The sequence below is a fragment of the Kibdelosporangium aridum genome (assembly GCF_900176515.1).
GTDB lineage: Bacteria > Actinomycetota > Actinomycetes > Mycobacteriales > Pseudonocardiaceae > Kibdelosporangium > Kibdelosporangium aridum.
The window spans coordinates 1-21,009 of record NZ_FWXV01000026.1 but is presented as its reverse complement, the minus strand read 5'-3'; the positions used below and the strand labels follow the sequence as shown (position 1 = coordinate 21,009).

The 21,009-nt window shown below is 66.2% G+C and carries 18 protein-coding genes; 13 read left to right on the top strand and 5 right to left on the bottom strand.

What is annotated here, in order from left to right:
* Window positions 1-171 precede the first annotated feature (171 nt).
* The 3 genes from B9C43_RS54525 to B9C43_RS54515 all read right to left on the bottom strand — a co-directional run bounded on the left by B9C43_RS54525 (window position 172) and on the right by B9C43_RS54515 (window position 5,612).
* Complete coding sequence (locus B9C43_RS54525) at window positions 172-2,265, bottom strand: ATP-binding protein (protein ID WP_084435021.1); 2,094 nt, start codon at window positions 2,263-2,265, stop codon at window positions 172-174.
* A complete protein-coding gene (locus tag B9C43_RS54520; protein ID WP_084435020.1) occupies window positions 2,265-4,610 on the bottom strand; it encodes an ATP-binding protein in 2,346 nt (781 codons plus the stop codon). Before B9C43_RS54520 ends, B9C43_RS54525 begins: the two co-directional genes overlap by 1 nt.
* An 801-nt stretch (window positions 4,611-5,411) precedes the next feature.
* Window positions 5,412-5,612, bottom strand: a complete 201-nt coding sequence (locus tag B9C43_RS54515; RefSeq protein WP_143447296.1) for a hypothetical protein — start codon at window positions 5,610-5,612, stop codon at window positions 5,412-5,414.
* A gap of 246 nt (window positions 5,613-5,858) precedes the next feature.
* Between B9C43_RS54515 and B9C43_RS54510 the strand changes: the two genes are divergently transcribed.
* The gene (locus B9C43_RS54510) at window positions 5,859-6,326 is read left to right on the top strand and encodes a hypothetical protein (protein WP_143447295.1); all 468 of its coding nucleotides are present in this window, start codon (window positions 5,859-5,861) and stop codon (window positions 6,324-6,326) included.
* A 303-nt stretch (window positions 6,327-6,629) separates the two neighbouring features.
* Here the strand turns inward: B9C43_RS54510 and B9C43_RS54505 are convergent, their stop codons facing one another.
* Together B9C43_RS54505 and B9C43_RS57335 are read right to left on the bottom strand one after the other, a co-directional pair.
* Window positions 6,630-6,935, bottom strand: a complete 306-nt coding sequence (locus B9C43_RS54505) for a hypothetical protein (RefSeq protein ID WP_084435017.1) — start codon at window positions 6,933-6,935, stop codon at window positions 6,630-6,632.
* Between the two features lie 742 nt (window positions 6,936-7,677).
* A complete protein-coding gene (locus B9C43_RS57335) occupies window positions 7,678-7,845 on the bottom strand; it encodes a hypothetical protein (protein ID WP_160097443.1) in 168 nt (55 codons plus the stop codon).
* A 1,244-nt stretch (window positions 7,846-9,089) separates the two neighbouring features.
* Here B9C43_RS57335 and B9C43_RS54500 point away from each other — a divergent pair.
* From B9C43_RS54500 to B9C43_RS54450, 12 genes are all read left to right on the top strand, one after another.
* The gene (locus B9C43_RS54500; RefSeq protein WP_084435016.1) at window positions 9,090-9,680 is read left to right on the top strand and encodes an RNA polymerase sigma factor; all 591 of its coding nucleotides are present in this window, start codon (window positions 9,090-9,092) and stop codon (window positions 9,678-9,680) included.
* Between the two features lie 58 nt (window positions 9,681-9,738).
* Window positions 9,739-10,593 carry a hypothetical protein gene (locus tag B9C43_RS54495; protein WP_084435015.1) on the top strand — a complete coding sequence of 285 codons (855 nt, stop codon included), beginning with the start codon at window positions 9,739-9,741 and terminating at the stop codon, window positions 10,591-10,593.
* A gap of 1,822 nt (window positions 10,594-12,415) precedes the next feature.
* The gene (locus B9C43_RS54490; protein WP_084435026.1) at window positions 12,416-13,774 is read left to right on the top strand and encodes an ATP-binding protein; all 1,359 of its coding nucleotides are present in this window, start codon (window positions 12,416-12,418) and stop codon (window positions 13,772-13,774) included.
* A gap of 99 nt (window positions 13,775-13,873) precedes the next feature.
* Window positions 13,874-14,293: a roadblock/LC7 domain-containing protein gene (locus B9C43_RS54485; RefSeq protein WP_084435014.1), complete on the top strand. Its 420-nt coding sequence runs from the start codon at window positions 13,874-13,876 to the stop codon at window positions 14,291-14,293.
* Window positions 14,290-14,649, top strand: a complete 360-nt coding sequence (locus B9C43_RS54480; protein WP_084435013.1) for a DUF742 domain-containing protein — start codon at window positions 14,290-14,292, stop codon at window positions 14,647-14,649. Before B9C43_RS54485 ends, B9C43_RS54480 begins: the two co-directional genes overlap by 4 nt.
* Window positions 14,650-14,701: 52 nt before the next feature.
* Window positions 14,702-15,235: a GTP-binding protein gene (locus B9C43_RS54475; RefSeq protein ID WP_084435012.1), complete on the top strand. Its 534-nt coding sequence runs from the start codon at window positions 14,702-14,704 to the stop codon at window positions 15,233-15,235.
* The gene (locus B9C43_RS54470; RefSeq protein WP_084435011.1) at window positions 15,232-16,512 is read left to right on the top strand and encodes a cytochrome P450; all 1,281 of its coding nucleotides are present in this window, start codon (window positions 15,232-15,234) and stop codon (window positions 16,510-16,512) included. Before B9C43_RS54475 ends, B9C43_RS54470 begins: the two co-directional genes overlap by 4 nt.
* Window positions 16,513-17,042: 530 nt before the next feature.
* Window positions 17,043-18,278: a cytochrome P450 gene (locus B9C43_RS54465; RefSeq protein ID WP_084435010.1), complete on the top strand. Its 1,236-nt coding sequence runs from the start codon at window positions 17,043-17,045 to the stop codon at window positions 18,276-18,278.
* Window positions 18,279-18,887: 609 nt separating this feature from the next.
* Window positions 18,888-19,088 carry a hypothetical protein gene (locus B9C43_RS54460; RefSeq protein WP_143447294.1) on the top strand — a complete coding sequence of 67 codons (201 nt, stop codon included), beginning with the start codon at window positions 18,888-18,890 and terminating at the stop codon, window positions 19,086-19,088.
* A gap of 24 nt (window positions 19,089-19,112) precedes the next feature.
* Window positions 19,113-19,565, top strand: coding sequence for a hypothetical protein (locus B9C43_RS59470; protein ID WP_235039413.1), 453 nt, complete (start codon window positions 19,113-19,115; stop codon window positions 19,563-19,565).
* The gene (locus B9C43_RS59465) at window positions 19,550-20,197 is read left to right on the top strand and encodes a transposase (RefSeq protein ID WP_235039412.1); all 648 of its coding nucleotides are present in this window, start codon (window positions 19,550-19,552) and stop codon (window positions 20,195-20,197) included. The genes B9C43_RS59470 and B9C43_RS59465 overlap by 16 nt, the downstream gene beginning before the upstream one ends.
* 183 nt (window positions 20,198-20,380) lie before the next feature.
* Window positions 20,381-21,004, top strand: a complete 624-nt coding sequence (locus B9C43_RS54450) for a flagellar basal body-associated FliL family protein (RefSeq protein WP_084433462.1) — start codon at window positions 20,381-20,383, stop codon at window positions 21,002-21,004.
* The last annotated feature ends 5 nt before the right edge of the window (window positions 21,005-21,009 follow it).

Genomic DNA, 21,009 nt, shown 5'->3' with positions numbered 1-21,009 from the left:
CGTTGATCTTGGCACTTTCTCTTTGATCTTGGCATCATGATGGCATTTGTGCCAGCAGCGTGAGATTCGCTGCCCGCCCGCTCTATGGGGCGTTCGGGTGGTCTTGTCGACGTAGGCAGGCCGCGTGCGGCGGAACCGACTCCGGCAGCAGGGCCACCGCGGTGCGGAAGATTATTCGTCCAGTGCGTAGGCGATGGCCTGTTCTGGGGTCATCCGTGCGCCGTGCTGGAGGGCGTCGTGGTAGGCGTGGTCACCGAGGGCTTCGCGGGTTCGTGTCCGCCATTGCTGACCCTGGTCGATCAAGGCGTCGAAGCCGAACAGCGGTCGGCCGATCGGCTCCCACATCGTGTCCGCGGCCCCCTGCAGCACGGCCGCCCGGGTCCAGTCGCCCTCCGCGGCAGCGGCCCACGACAGGAGATCCACGCCGAACGGGTAGCCCAGTTGGTCGGTCACGTCACGTTTGACGCGGAGGCACTCACACAGGTGAGCCGCGGCTTGCCGGGGGTTTCCCGCTGTCCACCACGTGATGCCGGCAGCGTTCAATGTCCAGGACCAGGCCCAGCGTTCTCCCAGCGACGCGCAGATGTTCCGGCATTCGTCGAGCAGGTCCATGGCATGGTCGGTGTCGCCGGCCGTGCCGGCGGCAAATATCTGAATCGGAAAAATAATCAACGCGGGGGCGGTCCATTGGTTCGATGCTCGGTGACGGGCCAGGACATGATCAAGGAGGGGAATTGCCCGTGGCGGGTCGCCGGATGCCAGTCGCGCCCAGCCGAGGTGCTGGGTCGCATAGGTCAGCGCGGTGTCGTCGCCTAGCTGTTGGGCGAGGTCCCGGCTTTCTTCCAGCAGGGCCAGGCTGGCGTCGTGGTCGCCCTGCAAGGTGGCGATCCATCCGTTGATCCACAGTCCTCGTGCGCGGTCCCGGCTGGGTGCCGGGTCGGCCTGCAGTGCCCGGTCGAGCCAGTACCGGCCGTCGCGGACGAACCCGCAGGCGATCCAGTAGAACCACAGGGCCGCGCCCAGCCGCAGGCCGTCCCGCTGCTGGCCGGGCACCGTCAGGCAGTAGTCCAGCGCCGCGACGAGGTTGGCCCGCTCGACCCGCAACCGCTCGGCCCACTCCCGCTGGTGAGGGCCGCCCGAGTCCGTGTCGGCCTGGTCGGCCAGGTGCAGGTAGTAGTCGTGGTGCCGGCGGCACCACACAGCCGTGTCCCCGGCCTCGGCCAGCCGTTCCCGCCCGTACTGGCGGATGGTCTCCAGGACCCGGTACCGCACTCCGTGCCCGCGCTCCTCCCGGACCAGAACCGATTTGTCGATCAGCCCGGCCACCGCCTCGAAGACCTCATCGTGCGCCAGCCCCGGACCGGCGCACACGCCTTCGGCCGCGTCCAGGTCGAAATCCCCGGCGAACACCGAACACCGGGCCCAGAACCGTCGTTCCGCCTGCGAGCACAGCTCGAAGCTCCAGTCGACCGTCGCCCGCAGGGTGTGATGGCGCGGCAGGCCCATGGGGCTCCCACCCGTCAGCAGCGCGAACCGGTCCTCCAGCCCGGCCAGCAACTGCTCCACCGACAACACCCGCATCCGGACCGCGGCCAGTTCGATCGCCAACGGCAACCCATCCAGCCGCCGACACAACCGCGCCACCACCGGCTCATTGTCCCTGGTCAAGGCGAACCCCGGAGCGGCCGCGGCCGCCCGGTCGGCGAACAACGCCAGCGCGTCGCAGGGGCATGCCGACACCCGCGCATCGGGTTCGGTGGGTGGCAGGGACAGCGGGGGGACGGGCCAGCGATGTTCACCGGGGACACCGAGCGGTTCCCTGCTGGTGGCCAGCACGGACAACCGCGGGGCAGCGGTCAGCAACCGAACCACCAGCTGGCCGCAACCGTCCAGCACGTGCTCACAGTTGTCCAGGATGAGCAGCAGGCGCTTGTCCGCCAGGAATTCGGCCAGCACGGTCGCGGGATCCCGCCGCGAGTGATCGCGCAACCCCAGCGCGGCGGCGACGGTCTGCTCCACCAGCGCCGGATCGCCGAGCGTGGCCAGCTCCACCAGCCACACCCCGTCGGGAAACCTCCGGCGAACCGTGCGCCCCACGTGCACGGCCAGCCGGGACTTTCCCACCCCACCGACCCCGGTCAAGGTCACCAACCGGGCCGCGGACAGGACGCGTTTCACCTCGGCCGTGGCCTGCCGCCGACCCACAAAACGCGTCACGTCGGCCGGCACATTGCCGGCCACCCGGCCCGATCCGGTGCCCGCCATCACCGCTCCCGGCTTTCTCGTTGTTCGATGCCCCAGGTGGCCAGCTGGGTGCGTGTGGTGAAGCCGAGTTTGGCCAGGATGTTCTCGACGTGGCCCTCGGCGGTGCGCTGGGCGATCACCAGCCGGGCGGCGATCTGCTTGTTGGTCAGGCCCTGAGCGACCAACTCGGCGACCTGCTGCTCGCGTCGGGTGAGGGTCGTCGTGGCGCTGGCGGGTGGCGGCGCCGCCTGCGGTTTCTCGTTCAGGGCGTACCCGATCGCGTCTGCCAAACTCAGACCCGCGCCGCGCTGGAACGCGGCCTGGAATCCCCGCTCACCCAGCACGCGACGAGTCCGCTGCTCGCACTCATCGTGGTAGCCGAGCAGGTGCCGCACTGTCGCGGGGGACGCGCCGATGGCCTGCCAGAGCTCCTGCGCGGCGCCGAGGAGCGTGGCGGCACGCCGGAGATCCGGCGCGCCGGCCGCGATCCACGCCAGGGCCTCCAGGCACCAGGCGATGCCGAGCAGGTCATTGACCAAGCGCTTGAGGCGCAAGCTCTCCTGCACCAGCCCGACCGCCCGCCGGCGGTCACCCTGCTGCCACACCGCCAGCCCGGCGGCCCACAGTGAGAGTGACCGGTACCAGACCTCGCCGCGGGGTTCGGTGATCGCCAGCACCTCCTCGTGACAGGCCAGGGCCCGTGCCGCGTCCCCCTGTACCCCGCTGTACACGGCGAGCGCGAAGAGGGCTTCGAGCAGCCGGGGGATGTTGTTCTCGGCACGGAACGCCTTGAGGGCCGCATCCAGTAGTGCGACCGAGCGCGGGAAGTCTCCCTGGTATCCGGCCACGTACCCGGAGGCGAGCGTGAACAGCGCGCGCGTCGAGGCATCCCCCAACTGCTCGGCGACCTGCTGTCCCTCCTGTACAAGGGCGGACGCGGCGGCGATGTCGCTTTGCTGCCCTGCGAGCATGCTGGCGGCGTAGAGGGCTCGGGCCCGGTCCGCGCAGGGCCGGGGCTGCTGGGCCAGGGCTTGATCGAGCCAGTGCCGGCCCTCGCTGAGCAGCCCCCGCCCGAGCCAGTAGGGGTACAGGGATGTAGCGATCCGCAGGGCGGCCCCGGCCTCACCGGGTTCGGTGAGGCAGAACTCCAGCGCGGCCCGGATATTGGGGTATTCGCGCCGCAGGCGGGCGAACCAGTCCACCTGCCGGGCACTGATCCACTCGGCGTCCGCGCCCGCCACCAGCGCGGCGTGCCAGTCTCGATGCCGCCGGCGTAGTGCGGTGTCCTGGCCGGATTCCCGCCGCTTGCCTTGACCGTATTCGCGGATGGTGTCCAGCATCCGATACCGCACGGTGCCGCCGTCCTGCCGGATCAGGATGGACTTGTCCACCAGGGAGGTCACCAGGTCGAGCACATCCTCTGATGCCAGGTTGTCCCCGGCGCAGATGCCCTCGGCCGCCTCCAGCTCAAAGCCACCGACGAACACCGTCAGCCGAGCCCACAGCAGCTGTTCCACGCACGTACACAGCCCGTAGCTCCACTCGATGCAGGCCCGCAGGGTCCGCTGCCGCGCCGGCGCGCCGCGCGGACCAGCACCCAACAGCCGGAACCGGTCCGACAGGCGGTGCAGGATCTCCTGCGGCGACAGCGCCGGCAGCCGCGCCGCCGCGAGTTCGATCGCCAGCGGCAGCCCTTCCGTCCGGTGACAGAGCTGTGCGACCGCGCCCTGGTCGTCCGCGGTGAGGCAGAACTCGGGCACCACCGCCACGGCCCGCTCGACGAACAGGGCCACTGCCGCGGACTGGGACAGGCCCCGCAGGGAGTGCGGCGGCCGTGGGTCTGGTACCGGCAGCGGCGGCACCGGCAGCGTGACCTCCCCACCGATACCCAGCCGCTGCCGGCTGGTGGCCAGCACCTGCAGCCCCGGGCAGGTCCGCAGCAGCGCATCGACCAGCTTCGCGACCGCGTCCACCAGGTGCTCACAGTTGTCCAGCACCAGCAGCACCTGTCGGGCAGCGAGGTACTCGGTCAGCCTCGCGATCGGCGGGCGCCCCTCCTGCTGCCCCGGCCCCAGCGTGGCCTGCTCCCGCAGCCCGAGGGTGTTGGCCATGGTGTGCTCCACCAGCGCTGGATCCTGCAGCTCGCCCAGCTCGACCAGCCACACCCCGTCGTCGAACGCCCTCTGCACCTGCGCGGCCACCCGCAGGGCAAGCCGGGACTTGCCAATACCTCCGACCCCGGTCAACGTCACCAGGCGGGAGGCCGACAGCGCCTGCTTGGCCTCGGTCACCTCGCGTCGACGGCCAACAAAACTGGTCAGCTCCAGAGGAAGATTTCCGGCCTTACCCGGAGCGGTGGGTGGCATAACACCTTCACACTGCAACCCAAGGCTGCTGCTCGATCTTCGGTGCTCAATCGAACCCAGGCCAGCTATCACGTTAACCGCTGCAGCGCCGACACGCAGCTGACTGCATATCGGCCGCATTCATGCAGCGAAGTTGAGACGCGGTCGGGCTCGATAGTTGGTCGCCAGGCCTTCTGGGCGGTTCTCGAACGGCCAAGAGCCGCCCGCTGTAGTCTTGGCCGTCTTTGTGGCGCTAAGTGTCCACGACATATTAATGAGATCATGTTAATGAGATCATGGCGAATAGTGGCCAGTGGCGCCTTTTCTGCCTCAGCACGACACATATGTGACGGAGACCGGGTTCCCGTGGCACATCCGCGTCGTTGGCGACGTTCGCCACCGAAGCTTGTCGAGTTCTGCTTTTCCTGGGGGTAGCTTGGTTTTCCTCGCATTGCCGGATCTTCCGATCAAGCCACCGCTCGATTTCCTGAACGACGCCCGTCTGCAGTCCTGAACGACCGACACCGAAGACAGCGTCGAGCGAGGCCGGAGGAGAGCCATGGACAGGACAGGACGACAGCAGACGTCGGCATCAGGGGTCCGTCGAACACCTTTCATCGCGGTCGGTGTTCTCGTTGCACTGGTTGGTGCGTTGCTCTCACCGCTGCCCGGCGCGCCCGCCGCATCCGCCCGCCCGGCACCGGACATCCGGGCCGACCTGGTCGCGCTGCGAGGCGCGCTACCACCCACTATCGCTATCAAGGCACCTGCCAACGGCGCGACCCTAGACGCAGGACGCCCCAACCAGTTCCGCGCGGTTGTCTACGACGACGGCCGCGGCACCCCGACCATCACGTGGCGGCGCGGGAACGGCGCGGTGCTCGGCACGGGGAACCCGATCTCGGCCGCGTTGCCACCTGGCGCCCACGAGGTAACGGCGACGGCCGTATTCCCAGACGGGGTGACCGCCACCGACAGGATCCTGGTAGTGGTGGTGAACCACGCGCCCACGGTGGCGATCACCAGTCCAAGGCACACCAGTTGGACAAGTTGCGGTTGGAGGGGCGTAGTCCGTTTAACCGGCCACCGAGCGGGCCGCGAATAGGTTGGGCGTGGCCACCGGTATGGCGGTGGTCGCCGCGGCGTGTACTGGCCGAGGAATATCCCTGGCGTGCCGGGCGCCGCAAATCCAGCGGCTGGATCATGGACATTTCCCGCTTCGACGATGACGCTCCTACCGCGCAGTCGGTAGGGCCAGAGAGGCTGACGGTGTTATATCGGTCTCTGCGCAAGGCCTTCGAAGACGCCAAGAATGAGGCCGGTGCAGGTGACTTCTACTACGGCGAGATGGATGCCCGACGGCACGCCAGCACCACAGGCCGCAGCGAACGTGCCCTGCTCACCCTCTACTGGATGATCTCCGGATACGGCCACCGTGCCGGACGCACACTGGCCGCGCTGGCAGTGCTAGTCGTGGTGTTGTTCGCCCTGCTGGCCCAATTCGGGTTACCTGCCAGTACCTCTGCGCAGGAGATGATTGCCAAAGTCCCGGCCGCGATCGCCGGGCAGGAACAAGAAATCAAGGTGGACGTGAAGCCAACCCCCACAATGTTGCCCCACAAGAACAGCGGTGGACAGCAGACCGCATGCACAAGGCCATCCGGATCGCGCTGGGATCGGTGGTGTTCCGCGACAGCGGCACACCACTCACCCCTGCGGGCACATGGACGGTCATGACCGGCCGCGCATTGGGCCCACTACTACTAGCGCTCGCCGCATTGGCAATCCGCGCCCGCGTCAAGCGCTGACCCCCGACCAACTTAGATCACCCGCCCGTCTAAGTCGGGTGGCCCAGGGAATCTCACCTATACTGCTCGAAAAGTCATCGCTGCACGTCAAACCACATATCGGTCTTCATTGACGACGCTACCGAAGACCGGATACGCGGGGCGCAATACCAACGAGACCGCGCGAGTGCAGATCCGCCGGTGATCGGCCAGGGCTCGCAGACTGCTCCACAGCAGGGTCCTCAGGGCCTGATCAAGAAGCACGGTTACGCCGCTTGACGTGCAGCGATGATTTTTCGAGCGGTACAGGAGTGGTGAGTGCGTGGCGGGTGTTGGTGATCCACAGTGTCCACATGGCGTGGTCGCGGTGATCGGCCATCTGGGACTGCAGCGCGGACAGGATGCCGCGCACCCGGGCGGCCAGGACCGGATGTGCGCTGACTGCTGTCCACACGGGACTTGGCCTCGAGGCGCCGCGGACCAGGCGGCGGACATGGTTGGTGAGATCCGGGTGGGACATGGCAAGCCACTGCTCGACGATGGCATCGTGTGCTGGCACTGGGACGGCTCCTGGATGTGGGCAAGACATGGACGGACGCTGATCCGAAGTGTGATCATCTTTGCATCGTCACGTCGTCGATGGGCGGCCCGATCGAGGGGGCGTGTATGGCTGTCGGGTAGCCGTTTGCGTGCGTCGCCGAATACCGCCCCGGCCGGACGTAGCGAGAACTGGTCGGTGGTGGAAACGCGTGACGCTGCCCGTAGTCGCCAGGACTGGTGACTACGGCCTGGGCTGCCCGGCCCACACGATGTGATCGGCGGGACTTGTGCCAGTGTGGAGTGTGCGCGGCTTCGGCATGGCGCCACCGGTGCTGGAGTTCCCGTTCCCTTACTGCGTCGCCAATTCTGGTTCGATCTAACGGCACCTCACTGCGGAAGGGGCGGGCGGCGGCTGGGGAGTGAGCCACCGCCCGCCCTAGGAGGCGGCCCGGCACGGACGTGCGCACGAAGGCCGCCGCGGGTCTGGTGGAGTAGGCAGCGGTTGGGAACGCCGACGGCGGCGTGCCGTTGACTCTGGCCAGTACGCCGGTGCGGTACGGGGACACCTTGTCCTTACCACCGACGGTCATGATCAAGACAGCCGGGATTCTCCAGCACCGTGCCAATGATGGCCCTCCGCACCGGCGGTGTCCGTGTCGCAAAGACCCCCAGATGACGGAGATGTGACGGCGAAGGCGCTTCCATCCTTGTTCTTGTCAGGGGCGTTTGTGGCGGCGCCATTCTGGGCGATGGCATGCGCATCAGTCGCGATCCAGTGTTCCGCCCGCGACGGCCGACCGTATGTCGCTGGCCTGGTTGACCGCGGACGGAGCCCTGACGGCCAGCGGAGCCGTGGAGCCGTAACCACGCCGTGTGGACAGTTGCTCAGCAGTGTGCCGGTTGATCCGGCGAGAACAGTGCGCGCTCATCTCATATCCTTCAGCGCCAAAGCCTTCGAATGTGTCACCCTGGCCGGCTTCACGCTGGTCAACCCGGATGGTCGACCTACTCGGCGAGCATGCACAGACCGCAGTGCGCATTGCGCCCGAACGCTTCCCAGGACGCCCAGGACACGCGAGTCAATGACAACAGCCCAAGTGCAGGGTGAGTGCAGAGTAACGGAGTTCGGTCCGACTCCCGGAAGCATCGACATCCATGGTGTGAGCACGGGTGCTGGACATCGATGGTGACGGAGCCGCTCCTTGGCAACGAGGACGAGGTCAGCGACGTCAGTATCGCCGCGTATCACCCCCACCCGGTGGTGCTGGGAGCAGGCACCGTCTTGGTCAGGAGTCCGCGGTCGAGTACTCCGAAAACTGGTGTGCCACATAGGGAACCCATTTCACGTCAGGCCCTGTACCGGTACTTGTTGACATCGTCATCATCGGCGTGTGCGTCACCGTTGGCCAGGGCGGCGCAGGGGTCCGCCGCGCAGAGGCGGGGCTGCGCGGCGCGGCAGGATTCTTGCTGCCGTGGTTTGCCTCTCGCTCAGACCACCAGGTCGGTTTCGATGCGCTTGAGGTGGTGCCGGGCCAGCGCGCCCGCGGACTGTTGTCCTATTCGGCCAATGGCCATTATTGGACAGAGGGGCGGTCAGCGCTCGGCCGGCTGAGGGCATGATCGCAACATGAGGATTCTCTTGGTGGAGTGGGGACACGCAGACGTCCCTTGCGTGCGCGATGGTGCTACGCCACGCGGGCTACGGCGTTGGCGTCGAGTCCCACGACGGCGTCCAAGCCGATCGAACCGCATGCGCCAAGCGGATCGATGCGGGCGGGCTCGACCTGGCTGACCGTTCCGCCTTCTCCTGGCTCACGGCTCGGTCCCTGGGCAACCCGCTCCGGCCGCGCGCATCTTCTGCGACAGCCAGTTGTGTCTTGATGTCCTCGGTCGCAGAAGCCTTAGTCCAAAGGTGACGGTCTCTTTTGGCGACATGCGGCTGATCTTCGCAAGACCCGTGAGCGGGTTCTGGCCCGACCTGTCCGGGGAATGTGTTCGTCACTTGCCGGCTCCTCATCAATCCTGTGTGGATTTGACATTTCGGTAGGGGTTTCGCTCGGCCGACAGATGGATCAGGATGTCGCGGGTGCACAGTGCGGCAGCGTTGGGTGATGGTGGTGATGTTTCTGGTGTCGCTATGTTACGGCGAAGCCGGACAGTTGATCTGTCTACAATGGACATTCTGGGGGAAGTCCTGACCAGACCGAGACAGGCGCCGGCCGGCGCCGGGGACTTGGCAGCGGCTTTGCCGGAGGCACTGCGTGGCGACGAGGACGCGTTTCGGGTGCTGTACCGGTCTGTTCATCCGGCTTTGTTGCGGTACGTGCGGGAGCTGGTGGGGGAGGATGCCGAGGACGTGGCGTCCGAGGCGTGGCTGCAGATCGCGCGGGATCTGGCGTGCTTTCGTGGGGATGGCGACGGGTTTCGGGGCTGGGCCACGACAATTGCCCGGCATCGCGCGATGGACCATCTGCGTCGTATGCGCCGGCGGCCGGTCGTGGCCGGGCCGGTCGAGGATCTGCCGGAGCGGTCCGGACCGGAGGACACCGCCGAGTCCGCGGTGGCCGCGGTGGGCACCGATGCGGCGTTGGCGTTGATTGCGAGGCTGCCGCGGGATCAGGCCGAGGCGGTGCTGTTGCGTGTGGTGGTGGGGCTGGAGGTGAAGGCTGTCGCGCGGGTACTGGGCAAGCGCCCGGGCGCGGTGCGCACGGCGGCCTACCGCGGTCTGCGCAAGCTCGCCGAGTACCTCGACCACGCCGGCTGATCAGCAGGAAGCCGGGCCGAGTGACGCGATCGAGGGCGTTGACGCTGAAGGATATGAGATGAGCGTGCATCGTTCCCGCCGGATCGACCGGCAGACCGCCGAGCGGTTGCTTCGCGGCGGGCACGTCCGGGCGCAGGCCGGTGGATCGGATGCGCTGAGCGACCTGCTCGCGGCGGCGTCCGCGCCGCCTCGGGAAGGCGAGCTGGCCGGTGAGCAGGCCGCGCTGGCGGCGTTTCGGGCCGCTCGTCTCGCTTCTGTCCCTCGGCCACGGAGACGTTGGATGCTCACCAAGACCGCGCTGACGAAGTTGCTCACGGTGAAGATCGCGGCCACCGCGGTGACGGCGGTTGCCGTCGGTGGTGTCGCGGTGGCCGCCGCGACCGGCAACCTGCCCACCCAGCGTGGTGACAGCCCGACGGTGCCGCCCATGGTTACGGTGTCATCCACGACCGGCCAAGTGACCCCAACCCCGTCCATCGTCGCGACCGGGGCGCCGGACGCGGCCGGCAAGAACGCCACCGACACGAATCCGAGTGACACAAACCCCAGTGACAACAACGCCGCTGACAAGAACCACAAGAACCCCAGTGACACGAACGATGCTGACAAGAACACCAGCGGCGATGGCTCGCCGTCCCCGTCTGTGGTGGGTCTCTGCCAGGCCTACACCGCCGGTACGGGAGCCGACCCGGGCAAGGCGCTGGACAATCCCGCGTTCACCGTCTTGATCACAACCGCCGGCGGCACCGACAAGGTTCCCGCCTACTGCACCGACCTGCTCGGCAACCAGCCGGGGCAATCCTCCGCCGCGCACCCGACGGGCCAACCCACCACACTGCCCACCGCTCCCGGTGCGGCACGCCCGACCGGCAAACCCAGCGACATACCACCGTCGACGCGCCCGAGCCGTTGACCCACCCCCTCCCTCAGACCCGTGGCGACCGTTTGCGTAAGGCTGTTGCGCAGGGTCGCCGCCCGAGGGCGGGCGGCGGCTGTCCTCCCCTCCCAGCCGCCGCCCGTCCGCCTCATTCCGCACAGGACACACAACAAACTGTGGACACAGCAGGGAAATCCAGAGACAACCGGGGTGACGGTAAGAGGGGAGGAGGCAACAATGGCACACGCATGCCCGTACACCGTCACGGTCGGCGCTTACCTACTCGGAGTGCTCTGCGCGCGGGAAAGCACCGAGTTCCACCGGCACGCCGAGGTGTGCCCGGACTGCGAGCGCGAGATCGCCGAGCTGACATCGAGTGGGCGCACCGTGCGTACTTCGAGCGGCCAGCGCCCGCCGACGCCGGGCACGTGCAGGAACACAGCTCCGGGCTGGCGCGTGAGGAGTAACAGAGGTAGGTGTGTTCAACCGTCCACTTAGGATTCACAGCAGACTGTCGCCTCGTTCGAGACTATTGAACATCGTTCGCGCTGCTGAGTGCGTGACACGATCTCACCTTCAGCTCCAAGCGGTATCGGACGATAACGTGGTTCGCCTCAACAGAATCCGCGTTGGGTACACCTGCTACGCTGCTCGTGCACGTGCATCCGCACGTGCACGAGCAGCGTGGATTGGTGGGTCTCAGCTACACGTGGCAAGTCCACAGTGGCCTGTCTGTGAGAGTCGCTGGTCACGCATCCGGCCGTGAACCGCTTGGTATGGATGTCCCGTCGGACTGAGTTGGAGTGAGACGGGCGAGTCCTCATTGGATTCCGTGCTTGCTGCACCAAGGCCTAGCGCTCCGATCAGCGCGAAAGCAGGCGACGGATCAGGTTCCGGCTGGTGCTCTGGAGAGTACTGTTTCGGTCTTCGGAATCGAGGTTTTGTCATGATTCGCGCGCAGGCCTTCACCGGCAACGCGGTCCACTTGTGGATGCCAGACTCGGGCACCGCGTCTGGTCGTGCGTTGTGCGGTGTAGCCGGTCCGGCCATCGGAGACCAGGCTGGTCCGTTATGCGCAGCATGCTGGCGGGCTCATGGCGGCTCGCTCGGTTTGGCGTTTGCGCGGCGGCCTTTGCGTGGCCCGATGAGCGGTGACCGGCCATGACCGCACACCGCCATAATGAACCATGCTCAGGTTCTGTCGGAAGTAGTGCGTTCGACCGCCCCAAAGAATCGTCAGGTACCACAAGCGGGCGGCTCTAGCTCGATTAGTCCGCAGATGGGATGATCAAAATCCCTCATATGTGACCGGTATTCGCGTTTGTCACCTGTTGGGGATTGTCTTTCCGGAACCGTTGAGGACTGGCGAATGCGTGACATCGCAATCGTTCTCACCAGTACGACTCGCCGCTGGTCGAAATTCCTGGCGACACTCGGAGAGTCGCCTTACGGACCAGGAAAAGTGACGCTAGGATCTCCATCCCGTAAGCGACGCAGGTCCCCGATGCGCCGTCCTGGCATTGTCAGGGCGATCGTCGCAGGAGAATCGAGGAATCGAAATCAAGGAGCTGGAACGTCTGATTCAACAACGGCCCTTCGACTCTGTCCTGCGCCGCCGCTCGCCGGTCAAGATTCGGTGAATACCGAATCCCGGGGTCTGGTTTTCATCCATGCCATGTTGTATGAGCCCGCGCTGGCATTCGGCGTGCTTCCGGCGACCCACAGCTCGACATCCGAGTCTCGCCGCGCGGCGGGATTTGGCCCCGCATGCCCCTGCCTCCTCTGTCTCCGACCGCCCACAAGGACCTGATCGATGTCACTGCACATTCCCGTTCACCATCAGGCAGATCACCCGCCGATGGGTCGAGCCCTGTTCGTTCTACTGGCTGCAATTGTCATCACCAGTGGTGTGTGGGTGTGGGTGACAACCGAGGTGCCCGCAGCGGGGCGGACGTTCGTGGCCTGGTACGGCGGGGCGGCTGCTGTTGTGGTGTGTGTAGCGGTCACGGTCGCGGCGTACAGCGTGCAGGCGGCGCGCCACTTCCGCGGCCGTATCGCGGTGTTGAACGCGGAGGTCGCTCAGCTTGCTAACGACACGCTGCCTGCTGTGGTCCAGCGTGTGCGTAATGGGGCGTCGGTGGACACCGCGCTTGCCGAGGTGCCGCACCCCGTTGACGGTGTTCTTCAACGCCTGCTGTGGACGCTGGCGCAGGAGATCAACAGAGGGGAACGCATGCGCGCGGCCACGATGGCGGCCTGTGCGAACGCCGCGGGCCGCGTCCAGGCACTGGCTACCAGCATGCTCGCCGACCTGCGGGAGATGGAGGGCCGATATGACGAAAATGTCCTGGGTGACCTGCTCAAGCTGGACCACAGCACCGCGCAGGCGGGCCGGCTGGCGGACAGCATCGCGGTGCTGACCGGAGCACGCTCTGGTCGGCGCTGGATCAAGCCGATCGTGATGGAAAGCATCCTGCGTGGAGCGATGGGGCGCATCAGCGCCTACCAGCGGGTGCGGGTGCACTCGACCAGCACTGCCGCGGTCGCCGGGTACGCCGCCGAAGGTGTCATGCACGCCCTCGCCGAACTGATGGACAACGCCACCAGTTTTTCGCCTCCGTCGGAGGAGGTGCACGTGTATGTGGAGGAGGTACACGCGGGTGTCGTGGTCACGATCGAGGACAGCGGCCTCGTCATGAGCCCCGCGGCACTGGAGCGTGCTGAGCGGGCGGTTTCCTCCGAGCCGCTGGATCTGACCACGCTGTCCGGTACTCGGCTGGGTCTGGCGGTGGTGGGTTGCCTGGCGCGCAAACACGGCCTGAGCGTTCACTTCAGGCCGTCCGCGCGGGGAGGCACCGGAGTGGTGGTCATGCTCCCACGGCAATTGATCACTCAGTCCGAGCAGGATTCTGTATCGGTCGCGCCGCGCTCGGCGGGTGTGCGCACTCTGCCCGCCAGCGACCGCGCAGCTGCCGCGCATGCTGCGAGTGTCGCGGTTGCTGAGGCTGCGTCTGCTGTGGAGAGTGGGCTGCCCGTGCTGCCGCAGCGGCGTCGTGGGCACACGCTGGCGGCGGCACCCCCGGCTGTTGCCTCGCCGGCGACGAAGCCCTCGCTGCCTCGCTCCGATGCCGGGGCGAAATTCGGCGCTTTCCGCGAGGCCAGCCGGGGCAGTCGCACGGACAGCAGTACTTCTCGCTCGGACGACGACAGCCGGTGACCACCCCTGGATTCGAAGCAGGGGACCGGACCACAACAGATTGGAGGCAAGGGGTGCGCCCTGTGGCAGCAGTGCCCGGAGCGCGACCCTGGGATCCCGATGGACACAACAGATCGTGACCTCGACTGGTTGCTGGAGAACCTTTTGGACAAGACGCCGGGAACCCGGCATGCCTTGGTGCTGTCGAAAGACGGCCTCAAGCTTTGCCATACCCGTGGGCTCACGGTGGACCAGGCCGACCAGTTGGCCGCCATCGCCTCGGGCATCCAGAGTCTGGCGTACGGCACGTCCGTCGAGTTCGGCGACGGTACCGGCGGGGTCCGCCAGTCCATGACGGAGTTCCACGGTGGGCTGCTGTTCATCGTGGAAGCCGGCGAAGGAGCCCATCTCGCCGTCCTGGCCAGCGACGATTCCGACGTCGGCGTCATCGGCCACAACATGAACGAGCTGGTCGAGCAGATCGGCGAGTATCTGACCGCCCCGCCCCGCCAACCGCAACACAGCGGCCAGATGGCATGACCTGGGGACACCTGCACAGCGAGGATCCAGACCGGCTGTACACCGTCACCGGCGGGCGGAGCCGCGCGAACGAGAGTGCCCTGGACCTCGTCACGCTGATCGTCAGCGAATGCGAGCCGGTCCCGGGCATGCAGTCCGAGCACGTCAAGATCCTGCGAATGTGCCGTTACCCGACGGCGGTGGTGGAGGTCTCCTCGGATCTGGGTCTTCCGGTGAGTGTGGTGAAGATCCTGTTGTGTGACCTGCTCGACACAGGCCGGATCACCGCCCGCCATCCGTCTTCGGCTCCCGTCAAGACCCAACTGCCCGATCTCGAAACCCTGAAGCAGGTGCTCGTTGGACTTCAGAAGCTCTGAACAAGCCGCCCGTACTCCACTGCCGAGCACCGCCAGGGACGGGCTCAAGATCGTGATCGTCGGTGGGTTCGGTGTGGGCAAGACGACCATGGTCCGCTCCGTCAGCGAGATCCGCCCGCTGAGCACGGAGGAGACCATGACTCAGGCGGGCATCGGGATCGACGACGGCGGCTCGCACGGCAAGACCACCACCACGGTCGCGTTCGACTTCGGCCGGATCAGCCTGAACGAGCACATGGTGCTGTACCTGTTCGGCGCACCGGGCCAAGAGCGGTTCTGGTTCCTCTGGGATCGCCTGTTCTCAGGAACCCTGGGCGCCGTCGTGCTGGTGGACACCCGCCGGCTGGCCGACTCCTGGTACTCCATCGACCGCCTCGAACACCACGGGATGCCCTTCATCGTCGCCCGCAACAACTTCGGCCAGCCGGAGCACACCCTGGAACAGGTACGGCAGGCACTCGACCTGTCCGCCGACGTTCCACTGATCGACTGCGACGCTCGCCAGCGTGACTCCAGCAAGGCCGTCCTACTCACCCTCGTCAACCACCTCTTCGCCCTGTCCTCCGTACGGGAGACCACGCCATGACCACCCCCCACCCCGCACCCGACACCCCAGGGCCATCCACCGCGTCGCCACCACCTCAGTGCCCCGCCCACCAGCACGCCACGCCGTTGTACGGGCCGCGGTTGCAGAACAATCCGGCCCAGCTGTACCGGGACATGAGACGACAGCACGGACGGATTGCCCCGGTTCTGCTCGAGGGCGACGTGCCCGCGTGGCTGGTACTCGGATACCGCGAGCTGCACGAGGTCACCAGCAATCCCCAGCTGTACGCCCGCGACTCCCGCCGCTGGAACGCCTGGGACCGCATCCCGCCCGACTCGCCGCTGATACCGATCGTGGGCTTCCAGCCGACCGCGATGTTCGCCGAGGGGGAGGAGCATCAGCGGCGTGCCGGAGCCATCAGTGACGTCCTGGCCGCTGTGGACCAGTTCGAACTGAGGAACCACTGCGAGCGGATCGCCGACAAGCTGATCGACACGTTCGCCGGCAGCGGCGAGGCCGACCTGGTCAACCAGTACGCCCGGCCGATTCCCCTGCTGGCCCTCGCCTGGATGCTCGGCCTGCCCGAATCCGAGGCGTCGGACCTGATGCGAGACATGTACATCACGCTTGACAGCCGCGAAGGCGCCGTCGAGGCCCACCAGCGGATATTCATCGGGTTGCGACGGCTGCTTGACCGCAGGCGCGAAGATCCCGCTCCGGACGTGCCCTCCCGCCTGCTGGCGCACCCCGAGAAGCTCACCGACGACGAGATCGTCCCGGACCTGTCCATAGTGCTGTTCGCCGGTCAGCAGCCCACGGCCGACTGGATCGGCAACACTCTCCGGCTGATGCTGACCGACAACCGGTTCGCCGTGACCCTGTCGGGCGGCCGCGGCAGTGTCGGCCAGGCGTTGAACGAAGTGCTCTGGGCCGACACGCCGACACAGAACTTCGCGGCGCGCTGGGCCGCCCGGGACACCCACTTGGGGGGACAGCGCATCCAGACCGGTGACCTCCTCGTCCTCAGCTACGCTGCCGCGAACACCGACCCTCAGGTGCGGCCGGGCTCCTTCGCCGGTACCGGCGGCAACCACGCGCACATGTCCTTCAGCCACGGTGAGCACGGGTGCCCCTACCCGGCGCGAGAGCTCGCCGAGATCATCGCCCATGCCGCTGTTGAGGTGCTGCTCGACCGGCTCCCGGACGTGAAGTTGGCGGTGGCCGCCAACGCACTCGTATGGCGGCCGTCCGTATGGATGCGGGGCCTGACCGCCCTCCCGGTCAAATTCACTCCCGCGCACGTCACCGGGGCGTAGGGCAGGAGTGGTATGCGACGTCGAGTTCAACCCGACTCGGATTCCTTCTGAGAAAATCGAAGTAGTGCCAGTAGAATATTCACTTGCGATGTTGGCAATTTGTCTGCTTCTGACATTGTTCGATCCACGTCGCAGCTGACTCGCCTGGTGGTCCGCGCGCATTGATAACCCTATTTGCCTCAACGAGGGAGTGCGAGAGAAGTCCCCCGCAACGATGTCAACGTCGTGTAACCTGATTCGACGCTGTCAAATTTCCCAATGTCGGGCCATCTAAGGAGTCGAAATAGAACAGACAAATACACGTCGAGTAACGTCTTTGCAGGTCGTGGACTTACAGGGCGCTTAAGAAGAACAAGCTATTTCATTCCGTCAACTAGGGGCGTGCAAGCGGGTCAAGCCCGATGGTGCCGCCGGACTCGCTGGTCGGGCGGCCGTCGGTGGTGGGATGCGCGTCCTGACCGGATGCCCGTCACCTTCACCGCCGTCTGGATCCGTGTCACAGATTCCTCCGGTAATGCAAGGAGTGCACCATGACGAACCCGCAATCATCATGCGATCCACTCGCCGAGTCCCGGGTACCGCTATACGGGCCGCAGTTCCAGCGGAAATCCGCAGATCTCTATGCGGAGATGCGGCGTGCGCACGGGCCGGTAGCCCCGGTCCTGCTCGACGGCGACGTGCCCGCGTGGCTGGTGCTGGGCTACCGCGAGGTGCAATACGTCGTCAGCAATCCGGAGATTTTCGGACGCGATTCACGGCGCTGGAACGCCTGGGATCGCATCCCGCCCGACTGGCCGTTGCTCCCGCTCATCGGGTATCAGCCCACCATGATGTTCGCCGAGGGTGCCGAGCACCGGCGGCGTGCCGAAGCGCTCGATGACGCACTCGCCGATGTCGACCAGTTCGCCTTGAGAGCGCAGGCCCAGCAGGTCGCCGATCGGCTCATCGACACGTTCGCCGGAGCCGGTGAAGCGGACCTGATCACCCAGTACGCCGATGGAGTACCGCTGCCCGTCGTCGCCCGGATGATAGGCGTGCCGGACGTGGAGACCGCCGACCTGGTCCGTGAGGTCAACAAGACGCATGCTGCCGGCGAGGGCGCGAATGACGCCTACACGCGCGTCCGGGAGAAGGTGCGGCGACTGGTCGAGTCCAAACGGGAGAACCCTGCCCGTGACGTCACGTCGCGGCTACTGGCCCACCCGGCCACGCTCGCCGACGAGGAGATCACCGAGGATCTGCTCCACCTGATGAACGCAGGGCAGTTGCCCACCGCCTACTGGATCGGCAACACCCTGCGGCTGATGCTCACCGACGACCGCTTCGCGATGACCTTGTCCGGCGGACGCCAGAGCGTCGGCCAGGCGCTGAACGAGGTGCTCTGGGAGGACACGCCCACCCAGAACTTCCCGGGCCGGTTCGCCGTCCGCGACCTCCGGTTGGGCGATCGGCAGATCCGCAAGGGCGACTTGCTCATCCTCGGTCTTGCCGCGGCCAACCATGATCCGCTCGTACGACCGGATCCTCAGACGTCGATCGGCAACCAGGCGTACATGTCTTTCAGCTATGGCGAACACCGGTGTCCGTACGCGGCCCAGGAGATCGCGAAGGTCATCGCCGAGGCCGCGATCGAGGTCCTGCTCGACCGGCTCCCGGACGTAGTTCTGACGGTGCCAGCCGACGCGCTGACATGGCGGCCGTCGCCGCTGTTTCGCGGCCTGTCGGCACTGCCGGTGAAGTTCACCCCTGGCCTAGTGGTCCTTTGAGCGCAGCACTTGACGTGGGGCCAAGTGCGTCGGCGCCTAGCGGGAGCGGGAGCCAAATGGGAGGATTGAACGTGTCGCAAGTGTCCCGAACTGCGCTGAAGTGCTTGGAACGGAACCGGTTTGACGTCGGGGTTCTCTGTTCCCGCTGGTGAGAGTCCTTTGTGGACTGGGGTCAGGGGGTCGCAGGTTCAAATCCTGTCGTCCCGACGGTCGCAACAAGCCCGCTGACTCTGGATAACCATCCAGGTCAGCGGGCTTTTCGCGTTCGCGTGTTGATCTTCGTTTGGTCACGGACCGGTAACGAAGGGATCTTGAAGGGTCGTGAGAAGGAGCGAATCGGGAGTGAACGCTCCAGATCTTTGACTAACGCCAAATGGGGTCGCCCACGAATGGGTGAAGTTGCCGAACCGTCTCCAAGTGCACTGAATCTGCGGCGATTCGCTGTGAATAGCTGTTGCCCAGCCTGTATTGGTGCCGCTGGAACCTGGTCGTCTGGATGGTCGCGGTCGCCGGGCTTGTCGCGATGGTCGGAACGGATCCGGCGGAGACTGTCGTGATGTAGATATGACTCAGATCGATGATCAGACCAGTCAGTGCACGGAGCGGTGGATGGCGAACGATGAGGTGAGCGGCGAGCGCGAGCCGACTGCGGCCGAGGTGCTGGCGTGGCGTCGCGACGATGTGTTCCTTCCCGAGGTCGAGGCATTGTCGAACGAGTTCCCGCGTCTGCGGAACATCTCGGCCGCGTTCACGTTCGGCGGAGTGGTCCTGTACCGCTCGAAAAGTCGTCGCGCCTGGTCAGGCCATTAGATAAGGCGTTGAGACCATGCTCCAGTGATCGTGTCGATGCTGTACCACCTGACCCGACGGCTGCTGTCCGTGCCCGCTGTGCTGCTGCGCCGTGACACCGCTAAGGATGCCGAACTGCTCGTGCTCCGGCACGAGAACGCCGTCCTGCGGCGCCAGATCCCCGGACAGGTCCGGTACGAGCCAGCAGATCGTTTCTGGTTCGCCGCGCTGTCCTCGCTGCTGCCCCGACGACGCTGGCAGGAGATTTTCCCCGTCCAGCCCGCCACGATCCTGGCTTGGCATCGCACGTTCATCGCCAGGAAATGGGACTACAGCGCACGCCGACGCCGCACCGGACGACCATCCACGCACGCGACGATCAAGAGGCTCGTGCTTCGCCTGGCTCGCGAAACCCGCGCTGGGGACACAGGAGGATCCAGGGCGAACTGGTTGGACTCGGGCATCGGATCGCCGCATCGCCTGTGTGGGAGATCCTGAACTCGGCCGGCATCGATCCCGCCCCGCGCCGAGCCGGTCCCACGTGGAAGCAGTTCCTTGCCAATCAGGCGCGCGGGATCCTCGCGGCAGACTTCTTCCACATCGACACCGCGCTCGGCACACGCCTCTCCGCATTGGTGTTCCTTGAGCACGGCACACGGCGGCTCCACGTGGCGGGCGTCACCGCCAGCCCGACCCAGGACTGGACGACTCAACAGGCTCGCAATCTTGCTACCGATATCGGTGAAGGCCTGGATCCGCTCCGGTCTCTGCTCCGTGACCGCGACACGAAGTACTCGGCCGCCTTCGACGCCGTCTTCCAAGCCGAAGACATGGACATCCTGACCAGCGCACCGCAGGCGCCGAAGATGAACGCGCACTGCGAACGGGTCATCAGAACCCTTCGCACTGAGGTATGCGACCACGTTCTGATCCTCAATGAGGCACACGCGCGTGAGGTTCTCGCCGCGTTCCAGCGGCACTATAACCAGCACCGGCCCCATCAGGCCCGGCAACAGCGACCACCCGAACCTCACCAACAACCCGACCGAGCGCACGGAGTCAACGTCCGCACGTTGCTACGCACCCGCGTCCTCAAAGGACTCATCAATGAATACCGGTACTCGGCTTGACGTGCAGCGATGACTTTTCGAGCGGTACAGGCCAACTCTGTGTCAGCGACTGGTCCGACCTGCTCGCGTGACCGCTGCGCGGCGAGTGATCACGTCCCAGTGAATTCTGGTGGTTGATGGGTGGAACCGCGGCGTCGGGTGCGACCGTCTACCCCAGGTATACGGACGCAAGCAGGAGGACCGGTGACGTATCCACCGCAGCAGCCACCACCACCTGGCCACTACCCGGGGCCACACGGTCAACCATATGGCGGCCAACCGCCGTACGGCAGTCAACCGCCGTACGGCCCGCCACCAGGATGGCCACCTCCGCCGCCTCCGCAGAAGAACAAGACGGGCCTGATCGTGGCCATCGTGGTGGCCGCCGTGCTACTGATCGGCGGCACGGTCACGGTCGTGCTCCTGACCACCGGTGACGACAAGCCCACGAGCACCGCCTCCGGCAACACCCCGGTGCCACCGCCCCAATCAGGATCCAAGCCACCCCCATCCGGATCCAAGAAACCGGGAACCGGGAACGTGGAGAACAAAGCCGAAGTGGAGGCGGCCGTCACCAAGGTCGCCCAGCAGTACGCCGAGGCGATGAACCGTCAGGACGCAGCCGCGGCGACCCAGCTCACCTGCAAAAAGGCCGACCCCGGCGTGGTGTATGAGACCGCGGCGGGCAAGCTGGAGGCCACCGTCCTGCACGTCACGATCTACAGCGCGACCCGCACCACCGTCAACCTCGGGGCCAAAGGCGTGGACACCCGGGGAGCGCCGCTGCCGATCGTGCAGGAGAACGGCACCTGGTGCGTGGAAGTCTGATCTTG